The sequence below is a fragment of the Rhizobium sp. NZLR8 genome, from assembly GCF_019685025.1.
Taxonomy (GTDB): domain Bacteria; phylum Pseudomonadota; class Alphaproteobacteria; order Rhizobiales; family Rhizobiaceae; genus Rhizobium.
In genome coordinates, this window is sequence record NZ_JABDVY010000010.1 from 59,997 (window position 1) to 81,936 (window position 21,940).

General features: G+C 60.9%; 17 protein-coding genes and 2 pseudogenes. 7 read left to right on the plus strand and 12 right to left on the minus strand.

All coding sequences use genetic code 11. The features are described 5' to 3' along the window. Positions 1–136 precede the first annotated feature (136 nt). From traC to HJB89_RS21275, 4 genes are all read left to right on the plus strand, one after another. Positions 137–430 (plus strand): conjugal transfer protein TraC, encoded by a 294-nt coding sequence (gene traC, locus HJB89_RS21260; protein ID WP_018516733.1) that lies wholly within the window; start codon positions 137–139, stop codon positions 428–430. 4 nt (positions 431–434) lie between these two features. Next, entirely contained in the window at positions 435–650 is a 216-nt protein-coding gene (gene traD / locus HJB89_RS21265; protein WP_018516734.1) for a type IV conjugative transfer system coupling protein TraD, read from the plus strand. Next, entirely contained in the window at positions 637–2,568 is a 1,932-nt protein-coding gene (gene traG, locus HJB89_RS21270) for a Ti-type conjugative transfer system protein TraG (protein WP_018516735.1), read from the plus strand. The genes traD and traG overlap by 14 nt, the downstream gene beginning before the upstream one ends. Positions 2,569–3,005: 437 nt before the next feature. Further along, positions 3,006–3,455 (plus strand): thermonuclease family protein, encoded by a 450-nt coding sequence (locus HJB89_RS21275; protein WP_018516736.1) that lies wholly within the window; start codon positions 3,006–3,008, stop codon positions 3,453–3,455. A 242-nt stretch (positions 3,456–3,697) separates the two neighbouring features. On the opposite strand, the gene HJB89_RS21280 is transcribed toward HJB89_RS21275, so the two are convergent. Continuing rightward, positions 3,698–4,012 carry a hypothetical protein gene (locus HJB89_RS21280; protein ID WP_018516737.1) on the minus strand — a complete coding sequence of 105 codons (315 nt, stop codon included), beginning with the start codon at positions 4,010–4,012 and terminating at the stop codon, positions 3,698–3,700. A gap of 443 nt (positions 4,013–4,455) precedes the next feature. Here HJB89_RS21280 and HJB89_RS21285 point away from each other — a divergent pair, with 443 nt between their 5' ends. Further along, positions 4,456–4,764 carry a WGR domain-containing protein gene (locus HJB89_RS21285; RefSeq protein ID WP_026242324.1) on the plus strand — a complete coding sequence of 103 codons (309 nt, stop codon included), beginning with the start codon at positions 4,456–4,458 and terminating at the stop codon, positions 4,762–4,764. 62 nt (positions 4,765–4,826) lie between these two features. On the opposite strand, the gene HJB89_RS21290 is transcribed toward HJB89_RS21285, so the two are convergent. The 3 genes from HJB89_RS21290 to HJB89_RS21300 all read right to left on the minus strand — a co-directional run bounded on the left by HJB89_RS21290 (position 4,827) and on the right by HJB89_RS21300 (position 6,065). Next, the gene (locus tag HJB89_RS21290; protein WP_018482048.1) at positions 4,827–5,000 is read right to left on the minus strand and encodes a hypothetical protein; all 174 of its coding nucleotides are present in this window, start codon (positions 4,998–5,000) and stop codon (positions 4,827–4,829) included. A 292-nt stretch (positions 5,001–5,292) separates the two neighbouring features. Continuing rightward, positions 5,293–5,454, minus strand: coding sequence for a hypothetical protein (locus HJB89_RS21295; protein ID WP_018516739.1), 162 nt, complete (start codon positions 5,452–5,454; stop codon positions 5,293–5,295). Positions 5,455–5,753: 299 nt separating this feature from the next. Next, positions 5,754–6,065 carry a DUF736 domain-containing protein gene (locus tag HJB89_RS21300; RefSeq protein ID WP_018516740.1) on the minus strand — a complete coding sequence of 104 codons (312 nt, stop codon included), beginning with the start codon at positions 6,063–6,065 and terminating at the stop codon, positions 5,754–5,756. Positions 6,066–6,517: 452 nt separating this feature from the next. Between HJB89_RS21300 and HJB89_RS21305 the strand changes: the two genes are divergently transcribed. Then, positions 6,518–6,694 (plus strand): hypothetical protein, encoded by a 177-nt coding sequence (locus tag HJB89_RS21305; protein WP_018482051.1) that lies wholly within the window; start codon positions 6,518–6,520, stop codon positions 6,692–6,694. A gap of 6 nt (positions 6,695–6,700) precedes the next feature. Here HJB89_RS21305 and HJB89_RS21310 read toward each other — a convergent pair whose 3' ends face one another. From HJB89_RS21310 to HJB89_RS21325, 4 genes are all read right to left on the minus strand, one after another. Further along, positions 6,701–7,627 carry an ArdC family protein gene (locus HJB89_RS21310; protein ID WP_018516741.1) on the minus strand — a complete coding sequence of 309 codons (927 nt, stop codon included), beginning with the start codon at positions 7,625–7,627 and terminating at the stop codon, positions 6,701–6,703. A gap of 296 nt (positions 7,628–7,923) precedes the next feature. Continuing rightward, on the minus strand, positions 7,924–8,508 hold the full coding sequence (locus HJB89_RS21315; RefSeq protein WP_018516742.1) for a hypothetical protein: 585 nt from the start codon (positions 8,506–8,508) through the stop codon (positions 7,924–7,926). An 849-nt stretch (positions 8,509–9,357) separates the two neighbouring features. After that, a complete protein-coding gene (locus tag HJB89_RS21320; protein ID WP_018516743.1) occupies positions 9,358–10,029 on the minus strand; it encodes an NPP1 family protein in 672 nt (223 codons plus the stop codon). Positions 10,030–10,636: 607 nt separating this feature from the next. Beyond that, positions 10,637–11,743: a TlpA disulfide reductase family protein gene (locus tag HJB89_RS21325; protein ID WP_221150507.1), complete on the minus strand. Its 1,107-nt coding sequence runs from the start codon at positions 11,741–11,743 to the stop codon at positions 10,637–10,639. A gap of 716 nt (positions 11,744–12,459) precedes the next feature. On the opposite strand from HJB89_RS21325, the pseudogene HJB89_RS21330 reads away from it, so the two are divergent. Then, positions 12,460–13,090 (plus strand): annotated as a pseudogene (locus HJB89_RS21330) (IS3 family transposase); the annotation flags it as partial. A 279-nt stretch (positions 13,091–13,369) separates the two neighbouring features. Here the strand turns inward: HJB89_RS21330 and HJB89_RS21335 are convergent. From HJB89_RS21335 to HJB89_RS21350, 4 genes and pseudogenes are all read right to left on the minus strand, one after another. Continuing rightward, entirely contained in the window at positions 13,370–15,178 is a 1,809-nt protein-coding gene (locus HJB89_RS21335) for a ParB N-terminal domain-containing protein (RefSeq protein WP_018516746.1), read from the minus strand. 514 nt (positions 15,179–15,692) lie between these two features. Beyond that, positions 15,693–20,792 (minus strand): DEAD/DEAH box helicase family protein, encoded by a 5,100-nt coding sequence (locus HJB89_RS21340; RefSeq protein WP_026242325.1) that lies wholly within the window; start codon positions 20,790–20,792, stop codon positions 15,693–15,695. Positions 20,793–20,908: 116 nt separating this feature from the next. After that, positions 20,909–21,294 (minus strand): annotated as a pseudogene (locus HJB89_RS21345) (DUF3085 domain-containing protein). A 10-nt stretch (positions 21,295–21,304) separates the two neighbouring features. Further along, a complete protein-coding gene (locus tag HJB89_RS21350; RefSeq protein ID WP_077988196.1) occupies positions 21,305–21,910 on the minus strand; it encodes a DUF1419 domain-containing protein in 606 nt (201 codons plus the stop codon). Between the last annotated feature and the right edge of the window lie 30 nt (positions 21,911–21,940).

Here is a 21,940-nt window from a genome sequence, read left to right on the forward strand (position 1 = left end):
TCCTTCGGAACGGCCGGGATCATTCCCGAAAGCATCGCCCTTGGCGATTGTAGGATTCACAGTAGTGCGTTCCGCACTCCGGTCCGAAAAACTGGGTTCGAAAGACAAGCTTTCGCACCCAGGGAGACAGACGGACATGAAGAAGCCATCCGCGAAACTTCGCGACGAAATCGCCAAGCTGCAGGAACAGCTCAAGATCGCCGAGACCCGGGAAGCGGAACGCATCGGACGGATCGCGCTCAAGGCGGGCCTTGGCGAGATCGAAATCGACGAGGCGGAACTTCAGGCAGCGTTTGAGGAACTGACCAAGCGATTTCGCGGAGGGCAGGGCGCTACGGCCGGAAAAGAAAGGGGAGGGGCAGCCGTCGGCTCGCAGCAAACCGCGCCGGTCACGTCTGGCGCGGGCGCGGGCAGCGCTGGCGAGGCTTGAAGGCATGGCGAGGACGACGACATCCGACGCCCGCAAGAAGGACACGCGGGAAAAGATCGAGCTCGGCGGACTGATCGTCAAGGCCGGTCTGCGCTACGAGAAGCGAGCGCTGTTGCTGGGCGCGCTGGTCGATGCAGCGCGCCGCATCAAGAGTGACGATACCGAGCGGTCCAGGCTCACGGCAATCGGCGTGGAGGCCTTCGGCAATGACGATCAATAGGATTGCGCTCGTCGTCATGCCAGGGACGTTGATGATCCTGGTCGTCATCGGGATGACAGGGGTAGAGCAGTGGCTTTCCGGTTTTGGCAAGACCGAGGCCGCGCGACTGGCATGGGGGCGGGCGGGCATCGCATTGCCCTATGTGGCCAGTGCGGCGATCGGAATTCTGTTGCTGTTTTCGAGCGCCGGCTCGATCAACATCAAGCAGGCAGGTTGGGGTGTCGTCACGGGATCGAGTGGGACGATCTTGATCGCAGCCATTCGCGAAACAATGCGCCTTTCCGCTTTCATGACAGTACCCGCCGACAAGACGGTCTGGGCCTTTCTCGATCCGGCGACGTCGATCGGCGCGAGTGCGGCGCTCTTATGTGCCTGCTTCGCGCTTCGCGTCGCGCTCATCGGCAATGCGGCATTCGCAAGGGCCGAGCCAAAACGCATTCAGGGCAAGCGGGCGCTCCATGGCGAAGCGGATTGGATGAAACTGACGGAGGCAGCAAAGCTGTTTCCCGATGCCGGTGGTATCGTCATCGGCGAGCGCTATCGGGTCGACAAGGACAGTGTCGGGAGCCAAGCGTTTCGCGCCGACAGCGCTGAGACGTGGGGCGCCGGCGGCAAGTCGCCGTTGCTGTGCTTCGATGGCTCGTTCGGCTCGTCGCACGGGATCGTCTTTGCCGGTTCCGGTGGCTTCAAGACGACGTCGGTGACGATCCCGACGGCACTGAAATGGGGCGGCACGCTGATCGTGCTCGATCCTTCGAACGAGGTCGCACCGATGGTCTCCGTGCATCGCGGCGGAGCCGGAAGGGATGTATTCGTCCTCGATCCAAGGAAGCCTGACATCGGTTTTAACGTGCTGGACTGGGTCGGTCGTTTCGGCGGGACGAAGGAAGAGGATATTGCCTCGGTCGCCTCATGGATCATGAGCGACGGCGGAGGCGTGCGTGGTGTCCGTGACGACTTCTTTCGCGCATCGGCGCTGCAACTGCTGACGGCGCTGATCGCCGATGTCTGCCTGTCCGGCCGCACGGACGAGCACGACCAGACGCTTCGGCAGGTGCGCATGAACCTCTCGGAGCCGGAGCCGACATTGCGCAAACGGCTGCAAGACATCTACGACAATTCGGGCTCGGATTTTGTGAAGGAAAACGTCGCAGCCTTCGTCAACATGACGCCGGAAACTTTCTCCGGCGTCTACGCCAACGCGGTCAAGGAAACACACTGGCTTTCCTATCCGAACTACGCAGCACTCGTGTCTGGAAAGAAGTTCGCGACCAACGAGATCGCGGCCGGCAATACGGACGTCTTCATCAACATAGACCTCAAGACGTTGGAGACCCATTCGGGTCTTGCGCGCGTCATCATCGGCTCGTTTCTTAATGCGATTTACAATCGCGACGGACAGATCAAGGGGCGCGCCCTGTTTCTCCTCGATGAGGTCGCGCGCCTCGGCTACATGCGGATCATAGAGACCGCTCGCGACGCCGGTCGCAAATACGGCATCACGCTGACGATGATCTATCAGTCGATCGGCCAGATGCGCGAAACCTATGGCGGCCGCGACGCGGCAAGTAAGTGGTTCGAGAGTGCCAGCTGGATTTCGTTTGCCGCGATCAACGATCCAGAGACCGCCGATTACATCTCCCGACGCTGCGGCATGACCACGGTCGAGATTGACCAGGTGAGCCGCAGTTTCCAGGCAAAGGGATCATCACGAACACGCTCGAAGCAGCTCGCTGCCAGACCACTCATTCAGCCCCATGAAGTTCTGCGCATGCGGGCCGACGAACAGATCGTCTTCACCGCAGGAAACGCGCCACTCCGATGCGGACGAGCCATCTGGTTCCGGCGCGACGACATGAAAGCATGCGTCGGCACAAACAGGTTTCACATGGTCGGGGATACGCCAAAGCCTGCATGATCCAAGCCGGCGCGCGGTGCAACCGAGCAAGGCTGATCCAGAAAAATGAAGAGTATCGGAGAAATCAGCATAGCGACGCCCGGCGGGCGGGATTTCGGGAATTCTCGTCGTGCGATGGGTGGGAAACAGGGCAGCCGCAGGAGCCTCAACATAGTGGCCCGAAGGGGAGGCGGGATCGACTGCCCCCGCCCGTCGCGCACCATTTTGCCGGCCACACCGCAGCCCGGAGCCAAGCTCCTCCGTAAACGCAGATGAAACCGGGTCCGACATAGGTTGAGACGAAACGAGGGGACCGGAAAGTGGCGAAATCAAATGTGGTTCCGTTTAGAAAGCCGCCGAAGGCCGGAGCCGGTCGCGACCGGCAGCGCGCGGGTGGAGGACTGCTGAGATCTGGCCGGAACAGATGGCGTAAACGCTCGACGGCAGTTCTATGCACCGTGATCATTGCTGTTGGGGGTTGGCTTGCCTATGGCGGCGCCGACGTTCTCCCCGATCTCGCCACGTTGACCAAGAAACCGACGACGGATTCATTGTCGACCGCATTTTCGATGTGCGACGGAAGCCATCGAGCAAACTGCGTCGTCGACGGCGACACATTCTGGTTCAACGGCGAGAAAATCCGCATCGCCGACATCGATACGCCTGAACTCTGCCCGCCCCGGTGCGAGGCGGAACGGATAAAGGGTGAGGCGGCAAAATCCCGCCTGCTGACGCTGCTCAACGCTGGAAAATTCTCGCTAGCGGCCGGGTTCCGTGACGAAGACAAATATGGACGCAAACTGCGAACCGTATTTCGTGCAGGCAATTCGCTGGGCGATGCCTTGATCAAGGAAGGGCTTGCCCGATCATGGGATGGTGCCCGACACGGCTGGTGCCAGGGCGGGTGACAGCCATCATCACCTTCCCTGCACGGGAGAGGGATAGGGGTTTGGGGAAAGGGAGGAGGGAACCGTCCCCTTTCTCCCTGGGAGGAAGTTTGAAGGAGGGGCATTGCCCTTCCTTCATGGGGTGAGATTGAGAGGGGCGGCAGAGCCCCCCTTTCATAGCCGCTCTGCTCGGTCGATCCGGCTGGAGGGGCTCATGTGAATAGGCAAAGACCAGAGGCGACAAGCCGCCTCTGGTCTCGACCTCAGTCGCTCGGATCGAAAGGCTCTTTGTCCTCAAGGCCGATGTGCCATCGTTTGTCGGACCACCGCGACGGGAGGTAGATCTCATCACCGCCGAAGTGCGCAATGATGATCTCGCTGGCCTCGTGGAACAAACCGAAATCGACCTTGTTGTCGACTGCCCAAAGCAGCGCTGCAGACAGAAACTCCCGCGAGATATCGGCGGGAAGATGCACTTCCGCATCGAAATTTCGGCGCAGTCGTTCAAGCCAATCCGGCTGTTGATCCGGCCGCTTCTGATCTTCTTCCACCACACGAGTGATTTGATGCTTTGTCATCAGAGTCTCCTTTTCGTTTTCTGACGAAAGGTGTCCGCACCGTAGTCCGTGAGGGGTCAGGGACCGCGGAACGCGGCCGCCCTGCGGCGAGCGGAGGAACCGATTTTCTCTGTGCCGCTTGCGGCGTTGGGAAAATTGGAGGGGCCGCGATGTCCTTGACGCCGGAACCACGGGTGCAAAATGGGACGTCAGAGAGAGATAGAACCGCGTCCTGAAGGGACGCGACCGCTTGCCATCGCCGATGGCGACGGGAGGCTCCGGCTGTCTCCGGACAATGAGATTTCGCAGAGCCATGCTTCTTGCTGCGAGAGGATCGTAACCCGGCGAGGCGGAGACCGCGTGCGGGCTCCGGTCGCGGTGCGACCAGAGCCGTGCGCCATCGGCGCCTCGCCCAAGCCCCATTCTTCACGAAAATGAATCGGTCGCATCTGTGGGATTCACATATGTCGTTGGACGTAGCGGCGCCGTGTGAGGATCATGCCGGCATGATTTCGCAACCATACCAGCTCTATGTCGAACGAACGGATCCAGCCAAGAACATGGCGCGGTATTATGCCATGGAGATCGAGCAGACGATGTTCGGAGAGGCCTGCCTGACCCGGCGATGGGGACGGATCGGCAAGCGTGGACAGGAAAAACAGCATGTGTTCGAACGGGAGGAGGAAGCGGTTCGCTTGTTCCTTGAGCTGTTGAAGCAAAAACGTGGTCGCGGCTATCGCCCAAAAACAACCTGCCGATATTCGCCGAGCTGACGATGATTGTGTTCCGCGTTCCAGCTGGTAGAGGAGGGGCCGCTGAAGCGGCGCACGGCGTGTTATTCGCGCCGGTTCCAGTCGGTCTCGAACGACGCCTCGATCTCGACGAAGAACGGAATCTTGATGGCCAGTTTCAGGCCGAGTTTCCCCTTGCGGAAGTAGTGACAGATCACCTTGCCGAGGGTGCGGAGCCGACGGCCGGTGGCGGTGAGGAACTGAGCGAGCTGTTGCACGGTATTTTCTCCTTTCGAAATGCGGATATCGCGGGGATAGGCCGCATGGCGGACAAGGAGGGACGCACCTGAAAGGCCGAAACGAGAGTGAAGGACCTGCCGGCGCCAAGAATTTGGCACGCGAGGAGCCGCAATGCGGCGGGGAAAATTCTGGCGCGGCAGGTTGCGGGCGACGGACGGGATGCAGCATCCCCGATGTCGATGACGGTAGATCGAAAGGAGAGTCGCAGCGGATCGCCCCTCTCGGGATCCTGGATGCCGGCGGTCCCCCGGTGCTGGTGGTATGCCGCCCTCAGAAGGGCGGCTCGGCGTCGATGGAACCGTCCTGTTCGCCAAGCATCATGATCAGCTCGGCCTGGGCGATTTCGAGCTCGGCTTCGATCTCGCGGCGCTCGGCGGGCTCGATGCAGGCGTTCAGCTCGGCGCGCAGTTCTTCGATTTGTTGTTCGATCATCGTCATCTCCTTGATGTTTGAGAAAGATGACGCCCTCCGGCGTGGCGGTGGGTCAGGGTCAAGGATCGCGCATGCGACCGCCAGCGGCGGTGAGTGGGGGAGCCGAAATGCGCCGGCATTTTGGGGGAACCGCTCGTCCTTGAGGCTGTCCCGGCTCCACGGCACGATAGGCCCGATATGAGCAGACCCCCACCTCTCCGTATGGCACCCTAAAAGTCGGGAGCGGGCTCGATGTCCGTTGCCGGCTTTCTCAAAGCGGCCAGTTGGCCCCGCCTCGGTGGCGGGGCCTTGTTGGGATCTCAATCCCGATTGGGGCGGGACCAGATCAACTGGTAGCCGTCCTCGCCATCGACCTCGGAGAGCGTTGCGTAGATCGGGGCGGGGAAGCTCGGGTCGTCCAGCTTGACCGAGAGATAATCGCGGTCGCTCTCGCCGGAGCGCTTCTGCCAAGCCGCACCCAGCTCGACATTGCCGGCGTAGATGCGGAAGTGCGGGCCCTTGTCGGAGGGGCTGTCGACGCGGGCGATGCGGGCCTTGACGTTGAGTGCGAGGGTGCGGATCGAGCCGGTGAAGCCGTTTTCGTTTGCGGTGAAAGTGCCGATGGTAGCCATTGTCTGTTCCTTTCGGTTGTTTCGGGCCGCGCCCTTCGCGGCCTCGATGGCTGTCGCAAGGATCGGGGACGATCGGACCGCACCTGGAAGGCCGTAATGAAATGGAGGGCGGTCGGGAGAAACTTTGTTGTCGCGCGAGGAATGCGAACGCAGTTCGCTGGGGAAGAAAGTTGCGGACGGCCGTTGCGGGAGAACGATCGAGGCGAAGCCGGTCTCCGATCAGACATGCCTCATCGAGCCCGCGGAGGGCGTGGCCTATGACAGCGGTGGAAGGAACTTGGTCATGGCCCTCGCCGTGCGTTGCCCCGGCAGAACAGCCCGGCCGCGAAGCCGTTCCCCAGGTCTCTAAAGCATAGCGTCGGCTTCGGATGCGACAAACTCGGCCGTCCGGGCAGTTGTCTCCTCTCATCAACGCAATATTGTCGGGCCGCGATTCGTCGCCTGGAGGATCTATGCGTCAGCAGACAAAGCCGTTTACCGTCGAAATCAAGCAGTCCCGAAAGCTGAAAGCCAACGATCGGAAACCATCGATCTGGGGGAGGCTGGACCTCACGTCCGATGAGCACGCGCTCGCGGAGAGAGCGCCGAAAGAGCTGTCGGCCGTTGCGGGTGACAACGACCGACCTTGACGTCTCCTACGCGGCCGCTCTCTCGTCGGCCTGAACGGGCTGGAGACCGTGCAGGAAGCTGACAGCACGCTGGGCATGCGCCGCGCTTTGGAAGATGGCCCGCTTGTCGTCAGATAGAACCTTCAGCCACGAGTCCAGGTAAGACGCATGGTCCGGCCGTGGCTCCAGCTCCGGTGCGATCCCGAGATCGGCGCATAGGAAGCAACTCCCGAGCTCCGCAATCAGCTCTTCGCGAGCCCGCTCGGTCTTGTCCTTCGTATAGCGGCTAAGATCGCGATCGACGCGATCGGGGCGCGCAGTCCAATGGCAACTTTCGTGACTGAGCGTGGCCACGTAGGACGCCGCGTCGCGGAACGTTTCGAATGGCGGCATCTGGATGTGGTCCGTGATAGGGGAATAATAGGCCTGCGCTCCACCATGGCGGATGACAGCGCCCGTGTTGCGGAAAAAGCAATCGGCGTGCTCGATGTGCTCGATCGCATCGAGCACCGGGGTCGGTGGGTGACGATAGTGTTCGGGCAGTCCGTCGATCTGCTCGATGTTGAACACTGTGTAAGCCTTCAAGAATGGGATTTCTCGATCGACTTCTCCACCACTGCCGTCCGCCTCGGACTTGGTGAACCGGCTGGCGAAGACGACCGTCGAACCGGTCTCGCCCTTTCGCACCGCCGCCCCCAGTTCAAGCGCCTGCTTGAAGGTCATCCACATGGGTGAAGTGAAGCCGCGCGCCATCCCCTCCGACCATAACAAGAGAATGTTCATGCCCGAATAGGGCTGACCGTTGTGGCGCAGCGGCCGGGTAATCCGGCCATTGGTGTTGGCCGCATGCCATGGCTTCATCCAGGGTTTTACGCCCTTTTCAAGGTCGGCTATGATTCTATCCGTGATCCGCGCATAGATGTCGGCGCGATCGCCTTCGGCTTTCCTGCTCATGTCCTTATCCTTCGTTTGAGGCCGCGCCATCGCGACCCCGTCGCGGAGGTCCGAAGGCAGGAGCGATCAGGCGGCTCGCGGCACCGGAACGGCCAGAACGGAGTGGAGGACGGCAAAGCCGTTGCGGCTGACCGCCGGCTCCTGCAGGACCGCCGACCGGGACGGGGCCGGCGTGGCGGGCTGGGTCTTTGTCCTTCCTTTCCTTCCCCTGACACGGAAAAGGCCGGTCCCAAAGGAACCGGCCCGAGAATTAAGAGAGAGGGAAATGGGCGAGCCGAAGCTCCGCCAAACGCGGCTCAACCGAGAGCCGCCAGCTGCGCCTCGGCCGCCTTGCGGTCGAGCGAGTGGCCCGCGTTTTCGACCGGGCGGTCGAAAGGCTTCCAGGCTTCGCCGATGACTTGGCCGTAGGCTGCGACGGCACCCTCAGCGGCCATCCGCAGCGCGTGGGACTGAATGCCCATGTCGGCCGCGAACTCGCGTTTTCGCTGGGCGGCGCTGTCGTAGCCGACCGGGCCATCGAGATCCTCGTCACGGGCATCGTTTGCCGACTTGGCGGTGGCGTCTCGCGCCTCGGAGACTGCCCGGCTGTAGAACTGGCCGGCTCCGTGCGCCGAGCCGACATAGGCTCCGACGATGCGCTGGAGATGGATCTGCATCGCCTTGTCGCCGAGGCCGTTCGAGAGGCTGTCGGCGGTTTCGATTATCAGGCGCTCGTGGAGTTCACGGATGCCATCGCTGTCGACCACCGCGATCCCGAAACTCTCGGCGATCAGCGTTGCCTGCGCAGTATCCGGGCAAGTGAACCTGACCATTTCGAGGGTGGCGCCCTTGCGGAGCGGCACGACGCGGGCTGCGGATCGAGTGGTTACGGGCTTGGCCATGGGATCTTCCTTTCGTGGTTTCCACCGAAGCGGCTCCGGCCCCTGCCGGTCTGCCCTTCGATGCGGTCGACAGGAACCGGCTGAGGACGGGCGCTTTCACAGGTCCGGGACGGCAGAGCGAGCGAAACGGGTTTGCGGACAAGCGGGGGTAAAGCCCTGCGAAGGGCGCGAACCCGTTTTGCGAGGAAGGCTGCACTGGCCGCTCCGCGGCGCGCTAGCGGCCTTGAAACCACCGGCCGCCGGTTCAGACCGCAGCGAAAACGAAGGGCAAGCCGGCAGGCTTCGGGCTATGACTCCGAAATCCCGAAGGAGAGAACCTCTGCGACCGACAGCCCGCATTCCTCCTCCAGCGCATCAGCCCGCACCAAAAACGCGCCCTCTCGGCCGGGCCCATGCCGCCGCACCTTCCGTGTCATCGCCGAGCGTCATACGCATGGTGGCGATCGCCCCTCCTGACGTTTAAGCTTGCGAGCCAGCGCAGCGATTTCCGTTCGTCGCTCGAAGGTGCGCCGCTCGATGAGATCCTGAAACAGCTGTTCATCGGCCAGTCCAGCGCCACCCACCCAGCGGTGCGAGTGGATCGCGGCTTTCTCCGTGACCGCGATGCGCTCGGTCCGACGCCTAATCTGCCGGCATGCGACCGGGATAGCGGGTTATCTCTCGCCTCGCCGTCACCATGCGGGACAGAAGAAGACCGCAACTGACCGCGGTCGCGCCTGTCCCTGCGCCTGGAAGGCAGACGAATTCATACGCTTCTAGCGCCACAAGGAACCCCAGAATCAACGATAATACGCCCTAGCCAGATTTTGATAAAAATTGCGTGTGATGAACGGCACGCTCACGCCGAAGTCATACAAGTCGAAGCGTGAACATTGCTTCATAGGTCAGATCGAACCAACTGATCGCAGGCTGCATACCGCCACGGGTGCTCGCGCCCACGACTCTGTGCCCGATTGAATAGTCATCCACATACGCAACCAGTGGATGCGTTCCATCCATGTGCGGCTTTGTCGTCGTATAGTAACCACGACTGCTCCAGTAACTAACCGCGTTGACGTGCGCTTGGCCGTCGCAACTTGATAGCCATACGATGACATTCTGCCAATCATATCGAGACCCCATATCGGTTGGCCAATCTCCGATCTTGTTCTTGGGGAAGAACCAAGAATACATGACCGCGCACTCGCCCTTAAACTCATCCGCCCTGACATAAATTTGTCCAAAGTTTTTTGAGCACCCGTCCGACGCAAAACCAGATGGCTTCAGACCGCCGCTGACGTTGCCGGCGGCATCTACTGCCGGGAAAGGCACACAGCCGCTATAGACTTTGAGGTAAGGCTGGTAGGTCTTGAGGAATTCGGAGGTGCTGTCGGGAAACCCTTGCACCTCGTCGTGATTGATGACTTGAGGAGCGTCGGCCTCAACCGATCGTCCGCAAATGAGGGCAAATATTAATGCGGCAAAGAGCGTTCGCCGACGAGATGCACTGGTGAGAGCGACCTTGCTTTTTTTGCGTAGCAACTTTATTCCTCCTTGTCTTAAACCGTTTTGACCAGCTTGCACGCAAGTCGAATTGTCGTTTGACACGCGCCGGATCTCTCGTGAGCCGACAAGTGCTGACCGCTTGTCCTCAAGCCGCGCGGCATCGTCACGTCCCTCCCCCAATCTTCAGCGTCCGCCTCACCTCGCTTGACCCGCCAACTGCGCCCGCTGCGGCGGGTACAGATCGAGAGTGGCAAAGACTTTGGGCCAGACACGAGGCTTTCGTTCTTAGAGCGAGCTTAAATCGCCTGACTGGAGGTCGCGTCGCCGAGACCCCGTATTTGCTTGTGAAGTTTTTGGATATCGTCCGGAGATGTTGGGACTTTCTGGCTTTGGGGAATCCGCGATGCGCCGTTGAGGAGCTCCCTTAGCTCGACATCAGACATTCTGGCACAGAGCCACCACCTGTCGGCGTACACTCGAGTGCGAAGCCGCGGGACCGGGCCCACAGATCCGCGAACCTGTCCAATGCAGAAGCTCGCGCGAAACGCGAGCGATCCGGTCGGATAAAACATGCGTTTTTGCTCCAATGGTTTGTTAGAATTCCTGTCGGCGCTGCCTGAGCAGCGCCAACAGGTTCCTATTTTCAAGGCTGCTTCGGCGGTGGCACGCAATATTTCCCGTGACAAACCTGCTCACCCTTGTATTCCGCCAGGGTATGCAGCAATTGCAGCAGCCATACCTCCTTCTCGACCTCCGGGAGAGACTCTCCATCTACGAACTTCAAAGCCTGCTCGAGCACATCCACAGCCCGGCCGTTGTCGCCACTCTCATGGTAGTAAAGGGCAACCGACAGAGAAGAATCAGCGCGTGACAGAGCCTGTTGCTGATACAGTCTCAGGATTCGTTCGGAGAGCTCCTTGCCCATCGAAAAGCGTTCCGCCGAGGGAAGGCCCGAGTAATCGTACCAACCGAAGAGTTGTTCCAACACCGCAGAAAGCCAATCTTCAGAGTTTCGTTCAATTGCATTGCGAGCAAATTGACCTAATGCTATCCAGCCCGCATCCATGTCGCGCATTCTTCCAATCAATGTCCCGACATGCCACTGGTGAAAGTTGATACTATCTGGAAAAAGGTTGATGCCCTCTTCAATGGCCGAGAGCGTCGTCTTCCAATCCTCAATCTCTGTCGCCGCCCGGATTCGACGAAGCAACGCTTTCTCCAGAGCATCTAGCTCGCCCTCAGCAATGCGCTCGCTTTCGGCATTTTTTGCTTCCGCGCTGGCGCGCCAACTGCCGTCAATCACTCTTGGCAAAATGAATTTGAGTTCATCCGGATCACCGATAAAGGCGATGCTGCCGTCTCGGTCGACAACGAAGGCCTGAGGAACGCCGAAAGATAGACTGGCATCCATCCAATGCTCATCCATTTCGCCTGAGTAGTCGAACGCGATCCGAATGTTCGAGTTGGGGAGCCATTTACTTGCCCACGCGTCCACCTGAGCTCTGGCCTCGTCAGCCGTTGCAGCTTCCTCACGCGATGCGACAGCGATAATCTCAACTCCCATGTCCCCGTATTCCTCCTGCAGCTGCGCCAGGCGGGCCAGTGCCGGCCCGCAAGGTCCGCAGCCAGTCGAAAAGAAGTCGAGGATGTATATCTTGCCGAGCTGTAAGTTGGAAAGCGGATCGCCGCGCAGCCAGTGCTGCACATTGATAGACGGAGCTGGAGAGTCTATGCCTAAACCACAGGTCACTTTTATTCTCCACCAGGGTTTTATCCGGCGCTTCGTGCACCAGGAATAAGCGTGTTAAGTATCAGGTCGAGTTGTTTCGATTTCGAAACGCGGCGCATGTTCGGTCTGTTGGACGCACGCTTGTGATCTCGTCTTCTGAAATGGCTTCTGCGGGTGCGGGCCGCCACTGCGATAGTGTCCTTCTTTTGGGAGGGTGGCGATGTCTCCGTCGTGACAGGAAGGCGCCGAGCCTGATGCAGATGGAGGTCATTAAAGAGTTCCCATTCGTCATGAACACCGATTAAGTTTCTCCGCGTTGGACGCCGCGGGGTCGCGCAAGCGACGCCTGTAAGTCAGGTGCCGGGGGTTTAGCCTCTTTGCAATTCCGGGGCGCCTTGGGCCGGGTCACCATCAATTGTCTGCTTTCCGGTAAAGACGGCCTGAATGTCCGGCACCCGTTTGATAAAAGGCACAGTGTGCATAGTCACTTGATCTCCCAAAATCGGATTAGGTCTGTAGCGACCTGGCTTACTCTGAGCACTACTCGTGCCAGTCAGGTTGCGCCGGTAAGCTTTCGATATTGCACATGTTTCATTGTCGCTATTCGGAGGTTTTTGTAGGGGCTGCCGACATGTCGTGTCGCAATCCGCCCGCGATCACTACCGCGTTGGAGAGGCGGTCCGATGGGCTTCCAATCGGATAAGTCATGAAGGCTGCGCTACGAGCGGGGAGATTTGTACCGCTATCGTCGCGTGCACGTGCTGTTGGAACGTGAGGGTTGGGGCACCTACATCAAGCGAACCTATCGCCTTTACAGGGACTTGGGCCTGCAATTGCGGAACAAGACGCCCAAGCGCCGGGTAAAGGCCAAACTTCGCGAGGATCGGCAAATGGCTGTCGGAGCGAATGATGTCTGGGCGATGGACTTCGTTCACGATCAGCTCACCACCGGAAAGAAACTGCGCGTTGTGACGATGGTCGACACCTTCTCGCGTTATACTCCCGTGCTTGATCCACGCCACAGCTATCGAGGTGAAGATGTCGTGCAAACCTTGGAACGGGTGTGCCGGAACGTCGGCAATCCGAAGACGATCCGTGTCGACGCGGGGACGGAGTTCGTATCCCGCGATCTTGACCTTTGGGCCTAAGCCAAGGGGGTGACCTTGGACTTCTCACGCCCAGGCAAGCCGACCGATAATGCGTTCATTGAAGCGTTCAATGGCCGCTTCCGCGCGGAAAGTCTGAACCAGCATTGGTTCCTAACACTTGCGGATGCGCCCGAAACGATGGAGGATTGGCGTAGATTACAACGAAGAACGGCCTCATGGTGCAATCGGCAATGAGGTACCGATCTCGCTGATAAATTAGGCAGGCGCAACCAGTTCCAGTCCCAAATGGACTAACACAACGTGGCAGGTCAGCGGATCAGCCTCCCTTGCTGTAGCGGCTTTCCCTGCGGCGAGCTTCCTCCTGTGACGTTCGGGCGGGCGAGGCGGGCCGTCGCACCAGGCGACGATCGAGCCACTCGGGGCGAGCTCATAAACCAAAGACGCAGACATCTTCGTTCTCCTGTTTTGATGTGTGGAAACAAAGGCGCCGCCGGTGATGGCCGGCGGTGGTATCGGTCGAAACGAAGTGAGGAGATTGCTACTCGGCGGCGATCCCGTAAGCGGTCTCGAGGCCATAGGCGCTGGCGTCAGCGTCGGCTTCGTCCAACTCTTCGTGCTCGGCGTCCGCCGCTTTGCCGTCGTCCTCGGCTTCCGGAACACGCGGATTGGTCTCCGCTTCGTCCTCGACCGACGGCTCACCGTCCTCGCTGCCGCCGACCGGCCCGTCGGCGGGGGCTTCGCCGTCCTCGCCACCATGTTCCACGCTCTTGGCAAGCCACTCGGCCAGCTTCGCGTCATCGGGCGCGAAGAGGGCAGACTGATGCACGAAGCGCTCTTCCTTGAAGTGTTCGACAAGGGCAGCGCGGGTGTCCCGGACGCGCGGGCAGGGAACGACACTCGTGCCGCCGCAGGACGCTTCCAATGCCGGGCGAGAGAGGCACGCGAGGAACTCCTCCGTGCCCATGTTCGGAAGATAAGCGTCGGCACCGATGGCATCGCCGGCGACCCGGACAACGACGCCGCTGTCCGAACGATTGGTGCGGGCCGACAGCGCGTCGATCAAGGTCAATCTAGCCACGACGCGTAGCGTATCCATGTCGAACTCCAGCTTGCCGCTTTCACCGATCAGCCGGACGACGTGCCGGACGAACCGCCTGGACCCATAGAGATGCCCGGAGACTTCGGAGCCGGAGTCGACCGAGACGTTCTGCCCGGCAAACGCAAGCACCAGCATTGCCATGAGCGTATCGTCCTCGATCGGAGCCCGTGCCAGCGCCTCGTGCAGCGCGTCGGTGCGGAAATCGCCGATCATGTCGATGCCGTTTCGGGTCACGTCCGGCCGGGTCTTGGCTGAAACTTCGATGGCCTCGTTTCCGTCCTCGCCGCCGGGCGCGGTCGGATCGCCCTTGCCTTTCGCTTGTCTGGCTTCCGGCATCCGAAAATGGGCAGACTGCACCTTGCCCTCACGATCGAGAAACATGGCGGTGCAATCGCCCTTGGAGGGCTTGCCATAGATACGCTCCGCCTTCGGCGGCAGTTGCGGCTGGCCCCAATTGTTGACCTCAACGATGGCGCCCTTCTTCGGGACATTGCTGCTCATCCACTCCTGCTGCGCGCCGAGGAATGCTTCGACGTTGGTGGTGTAGCGGTTATCCTCGTCGGCGGGTCCGAACAGGTCTTCCGCCCACTCGATGCCGTAGGCCTGGCGGAGATCGTCGCCGAAACTCGCATCGCGCGCGAACATGCGGGTCTTGGTGAGGCCGTTGGCGATCGCCCACCAGGATGCTGTGTCACCCTTCTTCGGCTTGTGTGCCTTCCAGACTTCCTTCTGCTCATCGAGTGACGCCGCGGAAATCGTGCGAAGCTGCTGCTCGCTCGGCATGTCGCCCTTGGCCATGTGATCGAGCATCGCAGGCAGTACATTGGCGAGCAGGCGAAGCTTGCGGATTTGTCTGACCGGCAGGGCCAGCGCGATCGCAATCGCCTCCTCGGTCCAACCGAGTGCAACGAGGCGCTCGATGCCACGCCATTGGTCGACCGGATTGAGCGGCTCGCGCGCGATGTTTTCGATCATCGAACGCATGGCGCCATTGTCGTTGGCCGCCTCGACGACGATAACATCAATTTCCTCGATGCCGGCGGCGATGGCCATGCGGGTGCGCCGGTGACCGGCTTCGATGACATAGCCGTTGCCGCCGGCTTCGGCAAAAATGACGGGCGGCTGGATGACGCCGACAGCCTTGATGGTCGCAAGCAGCAGCGCGTCGGCCTGTGGCGTCGACTTCGACTGGCGAGTATTGTCGGGATTGTCCTTCAGCGCACGCGGATCGACCTTCATGAGTTGCATGGGAGTGTTCCTTTCCGGGGATGCGGACGCGGCCCTCTGCCGGTCCTTTCTGTCTTCATTTTTCCTGAAGACACCTCCCGGACCGCAAAGCGGTCGGACCGGCGCAACCGCGGTCGAGCAGCCCTGCCGCGAAGGACAAGCGAGGCTAACAGCCTTGCGAAGGACGAGTGCCCGGGATGCGCAGGCGGCGGTTGAGCGCCAGCGGCGACGGGAGGACCGATCTGCGACCGGTTTTCTTCCGTTTCCCCTTCTCCATTTCCCAACTTCTTCTGATAAGCGCTCTGCTACAGCGCTCGGAATCTGGGTTGAGCGGGAACAAAAAAATGGGCCGTCGGAAGAACCGAGGCCCATGAAGTGTGAAGGTTATTTAACCTCCAGAGGGGAACAGCTGTTGCGGCGGCACTGGGAGGAGACCGCCATGTGCATCAGCTGTGTGCACTATGATGATATTTTGATCAGATAGAAAACATTTATTGTGCAATGCACCTATGCACATGCTGCACTGCTTCCAAAATCAGGCTGCCTCCCTGGGAGAGGCCCCTGCCTCGCGCGCCTCGGCCGCGAGCTCCGCCTCAACCTCCTGGAACTGGCGACGCTTTTCGGCCAGCTCACTTGCGAAGGCAAAATCGCCACCTTGACGGGACTGGTAGGAAGCAAGACGCCGGCGCGCTTCCTCCAGCCGTTGGCGATAGCGTTCCCGCTCCCCGTCGAAATCATCGAGCGTATGCTCGAGGCGGGAGACGGCGCCGAGCGGTGTCACCGTGACGGCGAGATCGATCTCGTAGTCCGCGCCCGTGCGCTGAAGCATGGTGGTGTAGCGATAACCGTCAGACTTGCCGAAGCGCTCGCCATCGTAGACGAGATCGAAGCCACCAATGGAGGCGGTGACGATCTCACCCTCCTGTTGAAGCTGAACGAGAGTGAGGATTTCCTTCATCAGCGCGCGGCCGGCATCCTTTCGCTCATCATATGAAACACCCGTGACGGTCATTGTGAAAGCCTTTCCCGCAGTCGGAACCAGCCGCTCGATGTCTTTGCCAATCTCGCCGATCCGACGGATTGATATCTCGATGTCGCGTTCGGCGTCCCGGACCTGCCGGCGCACCGCGAACAGGTCGTCATCATGGGCGGCGCGTAGCCGCTCGAGACGAGCGATATCCGCTTCGAGCCCTGCCTTCTGCATCAGGCGCTCGTCGCCCGAGGCAATCGCTTTGGCCATGGCGAACTGGTTGGCCTGGCCGTCACCGAGGTCGTCCAGCCGACGGATCGAGGTGTCGCCGGAAAGGGCCGCCGCGATGAAGCGGGCCTTGCGCTCGTTGTTCTGCCACATGGCAGCATCAAGTGACCCCTGGGTCGCGTAGGCGAAGATATCGACGACATCGTGCTGATTGCCCTGGCGGACGATGCGGCCCTCGCGCTGCTCGATCTGCGACGGCAGCCACGGCACATCGAGGTGATGCAGCGCCCTCAACCTGAGTTGAGCGTTGACGCCGGTGCCCATTGTCTCAGACGAGCCGATCAGAAAGCGAACCTTGCCCGAACGGACATCACCGAACAGACGTTGCTTGGCCTCGGTCTTCTTGAAGTCCTGCATGAAGGCGATTTCCGACGCGGGTACGCCCAGTCGGATCAATTCGTCACGGATCCAGCGGTAGGCGGAGAAACCGCGCGTCTTCTCGACATTGATGGTGCCGAGATCGGAGAAAATCATCTGCGCGGCGCCCGGAAGCTCATAGGGCTTGCCGTCCGGACGAAGATAGGTGTTTTCGCTCGTGTCCGCCCAGATGCGAAAGGCATTCTCGATGAGGAGATTGAGCTTGTTGCCCGGCTCGTTGTCGTTTGCCGGAATGACCAGGCGCAAGTCGATTGCCGCGTGTCGGCCGTCGGTGATGACGGACAGCAGGATATCGTCGCCGGGCTGCGCCGGCCCCTCGCGCATCTCGATCGCCTTGATGCGGCTGTCGAGGATTTGCTGATAGAGTTTGAATGCCGCCGTCGGCTGCGCCGTCAGGATCTGCCGCCGGCCGGTCGAGAGTTCCGGAACCTTCACATATTGCTTCAGGTCCTGCGGCATCACAACGTCGGCGAACGAGCGGAACATGGCGATCAGTTCCGGCACGTTGACGAAGCTCGCAAACCGGCTCACTGGCTTGTATTTGCCGGACGGCTGGATTTCGAGTTCGGTCGTCGTGTCGCCGAAGGTCGAGGCCCAGGCGTCGAATTCGTGAAGCCCGCGTTCGCGCAGCGCCTCGTGGCCGAGCAGTCGCTGAATCGAGAACATTTCACCAAGCGTGTTGGTGATCGGTGTCCCGGAGGCCAACACGAGCGCGCGGCCGGGATTCTTCGTCTCGATATAGCGGGACTTCACATAGAGGTCCCAAGCCCGCTGCGATCCGTTCGGGTCGATGCCTTTCAGTGTCGACATGTTGGTCGCAAAAGAGAGTTTGCGGAATTCCTGCGCCTCGTCGACAATGATCTGATCGACGCCGATTTCCGAGATCGTGAGAAGGTCGTCCTTGCGGGTTGAGAGCGCTTCCAACCGCTCTTGCAAACCTTCCTTCAGGCGCTCGAGCCGCTTACGCGACACCCGATCCTCGCTGTCCACCTTGGTCAGCAGATCCTCGTAGAGCTCCAGCTCGTCATGGATGATTTGGCTCTCGAACGCAGACGGCACGGCGATGAACCTGAAAGCGGAATGGGTGATGATAACAACATCCCAGGTTGCCGTGGCGGCCCGCGACAGGAAGCGTGCCCGCTTGTCCTTGGTGAAGTTGGTTTCGTCGGCGACGAGGATACGAGCGTTCGGATAGAGGGCGAGGAACTCGCGCGCCGCCTGTGCGAGGCAATGGCCCGGCACGACCAGTATCGCCTTGGCGATCAGGCCGAGACGGCGCTGCTCCATGATTGCGGCTGCCATCGTCATCGTCTTGCCGGCGCCGACAGCATGGGCGAGATAGGTCGAGCCGGAGGAAATGATCCTCCAGATACCGCGCTTTTGGTGCCCATACAAAACAAAGGCGCCAGAGGCGCCGGGAAGCTTCAGATGGGAGCCGTCGAATTTTCGCGGCGCGATGTTGTTGAAGCGGTCATTATAGACGCGCGCAAGCCGGTCGGTGCGGTCGGGGTCGGTCCAGACCCAGTTCTGAAAAGCTTCCTTGATCTTTTGCAGCTTGTCGCGGGCTGCTTCCGTGTCGATGACATTCAGAACGCGACGTTCACCGCCAACGTCCTTGAACACGTCGAAGATCTGCGGCACCCGGCTGTTCAGCGCATCCGCCAACAAATCACCGGCGTGACGGCGGCTCGTGCCCCATTCGGAGGTTCCAGCGGCGTTGTAGCCAAGCTGTCGCGCCTCCACCGTCCATGACCCAAGCTCCGGCAGGTGGTGGATCCGAATGTCGGCATCCATCGTCTCCCTGACGAAGACGACGACATCGGCAGCCGGGATCCATGGCGCGCCGAGACGGGCGGTGATATCTGACGGCCGGAGGTAGGCAGGCTGGACGTCCTGCAGCGCTCGGACATTGCGCTCGTATACTGGATCGAGCGACGCGGCTGCCTCGGCGACCGTGAGCTTGGTGCGGACCGAACCGGAGAGATAGGCGTCTGACGTCAGCCAGGAGCCATCGGCGGGATCGCGGAAGATGGCGTCACCGAGTTCGTCGATCACAGCATCCGGATCACGGTGCAGCAGCTCGGCAGTATGGTCGGGATCAACGCGGCCACGCTCGTTGAGAACGACGGCGAGCGCGTCGGCTGCCGAGGTTATGACCGGCGCCGCGGGCGGCGAGATCACCCGCTCGGTGAAGATCGGACCGGGCTTTGCCGTATCGGTTTCGAGATCGTAGTCCTCGATCGAGGCCACCAGCCAACAATCGGGATCGTCGAGGAACGGCTGGAGATTCGGCCGGCGATGGGTTTCGCGGAGTTCGCCCGTCTCATCATCCTCAGAAATCGAAACCGTCGTATGGTTGATCGGCCCGAAGTCTCGGACGAAGCTCGACCAGGCGATGCGCAGCCGAACCTGCAGATCCCGCCACGACTGATCGCGTTCCTGCGCTTTCAGCACCTCGCGCACGGCGTCGCGGATCGGAATCAGCTTCTTGATGATCCGGACATGCTTTTCGGACAGGCCCTCGCCTGACCTGCCTTTCCGCACCGACACCGCGAGCGGTGCTCCGTCGATCATTTGCATGAGACCGTGGCGGCTGTTGAGGAAGAAGCTGCCTTCGCGAACCTTGTCGTTGCTGTGGCGGAGATCGACGATCTCGCCCACTTCCTCTTCCAGATTGATGTCGATCTGCGACGGCTCGCCGTCATACCGATCTTCGGGGAGTAGAGCGATCACGGCCTTCAGTGCCGTTTCCAGATCTTCACCGGAGCGTGGCCGGCACGTATAGGTCTCGCCGAACGGGCCAGACGTTAGGGCATGCTCGCCGAGCACGAAATTCGGGTGCCGTGCGAACCAGCGGTTTACGCGGATCGCCCCCTCGTCGGATGTCGCAGGACGAACCTCTTCGAGATCGAGCCATGATAGATCACCCTCCGGCTCGCTGGCCTTGCGCTTGCTAAAAAACAGGATGTCCACGACCACATCCGTGCCAGCGTCGCGGCGGAAGCTGCCCTCGGGGAGGCGGGCCGCTGCGATCAGATCGGCGGACCTGGCGATATGCTCTCGCGCTGTGCTGCCCACCTTGTCCATCGTGCCGCTGCTTGTCACGAACGCGGCGAGTGCACCGGGCTTCAAGAGATCGATCGACCGGGCAATGAAGTAGTCGTGCAGCCGCAGACCGAGCGGACGGTACTGCCGGTCCGACCGAACTGTTCGATCGGAGAAGGGCGGATTGCCGATCGCGAGATCATAGATCGCGTTGAGATCGGTGCGCGCGAAGTCGGCGTTGATGATGCGCGCCTTCGGCTGAAGAAGCCGGACAATCCGCGCCGTCACCGGATCGAGTTCGATGCCGGTGACATAGCTTGTGTCGCGGAGCGCCGTTGGCATCAACGCCGGAAACAGGCCCGTACCCACCCCCGGCTCCAGTACACGGCCTCCGCGCCAGCCGAGCCGCCGCAAGCCCGCCCAGATCGCCCGGACAATGAACTCGGGAGTGAAGTGAGCATACTGGGTGCAGCGCGCGAGCGAAGCATAATCGGCATCGGTGACGGCGCTTTCCAGCGAACTGCCGAGGTCATCCCAGCCTTCCCGGAAATCGACTTCGCCTGGACGCCGGAACATGCCGTTCGCGAGTTCCGATGCGCCAAAACCGGTGAAGCGGATCAGCTTCGCCTGCTCGTCACGGATGGCGGATCGATCCTGCTTTTCGATTTCGTTGGCGGTCAGGATGGCTGCGAGATTCGCCTTCGCTCTTTGCTTCCAGTCGATCGCAAGTCCACGATCGCCATCCTCGAGATAGAAGTTAGCGCACGCGCCCTGTCTCAGCGGTGCCGGCCGCTTCGCAGCTGGCAGATGCAATGCCGGCGTCGGGGAGAGCGGCGGCGGATCGGGATCGTCGTCGTTGGCGGCGAAACCGCCAAACGCGGTGACGCCTAAGCCAAGCCCGAACGACAATGCGCTGCTGCCTGATATATCGAGGGTGAAGGGATCGGTGGACATGGAAAGCTCCTTTTCGAGGATATGCGCCATCGCCCGCAGGACAGGTCCCGCGGGCGATGGCGGATGAATGAGGTGAGGAATTTGGATCTGGTTCGTCCGGCTGCAGCGATCGCGAGCTACGAGCGCGTGACTACGGAGAACTGCATGGTTTCCGACGTAAACTGCGCCCGCAGATGCGTGGGTTCCGGGGTTGTGGAAAGCATGGCTTCAAGGCTCGCGCCGGCGATGAAGACGATCCCGTCGTCTCCCTCGAAATACCGACGCTTGTAATGCCAGCAGTCCGGATCGGTCTGCGGATCGCACTCAGCGCCCTTTGACCTTCTGCCGGTTTGCCATTGGACAGCAGATAGACGCCTTCGTCGCCGACGATCCACAGACCTGGCCGTTCGTCCTTACCCGGGAGTAGACCATAGTGGGGGTTGCGGAAGCCGCCATTGGCTTCCGCGTCGGTACGTCCGTGCACGATCACCGCACTGACCTCGACCACGCTGAAAGTGAACATGGCCTCCCCCTCACGCGGCGATCTGGGAGGGAAGGTGGCGAAGATGCACCGGCAGCTTCGCAGCAGTCTCCCCGTCCGTGAGTTCGTCGAGCAGCTTCAGCAAGGTGCCTTCGTTGCCGCCATAGAGTATGACGGTGCGCTTGCCGCGAGCGGACTGCGGCCACTCGTCTCCGGCATAGCCGCGGTAATCGCCGGCAGTGATGCTCCAGATATGCTCGAGCCGCTCTTGCCGCGTCATCGCCCGGACCGCTCGGCTTTCGCGCTCGATGATGGCGACGCGCATCGTTTCGACGGATGCCTTACCGGAAAGATCGCAGTAGCCATGGAAATATCGGATGGACGCCTCGATCCTGAGCGCGAAGAATACTGATGTCACCGAGCCAGTCATGAACTCGCGCATCGCAAACGTGGATCCTCGGATCCACAATGGTGGAAGGACCTCGAACATGTAGTCATGTTCGGTCTCGCCGATCTCGAACCATTCGCCCGAGTAGAACGGCGCGGCATCACCATCCCAACGCTTTGGGCGCTCCGCGTGGCGGTCAAACATGCGGAACATCTGTTGGCGGCTTGCGACGCCCTGGAAAACCCTGGTGGTTGCGGGAGAGGGGATCATCTGCGGCTCCTTGCGCGTTTTCGGACCGAA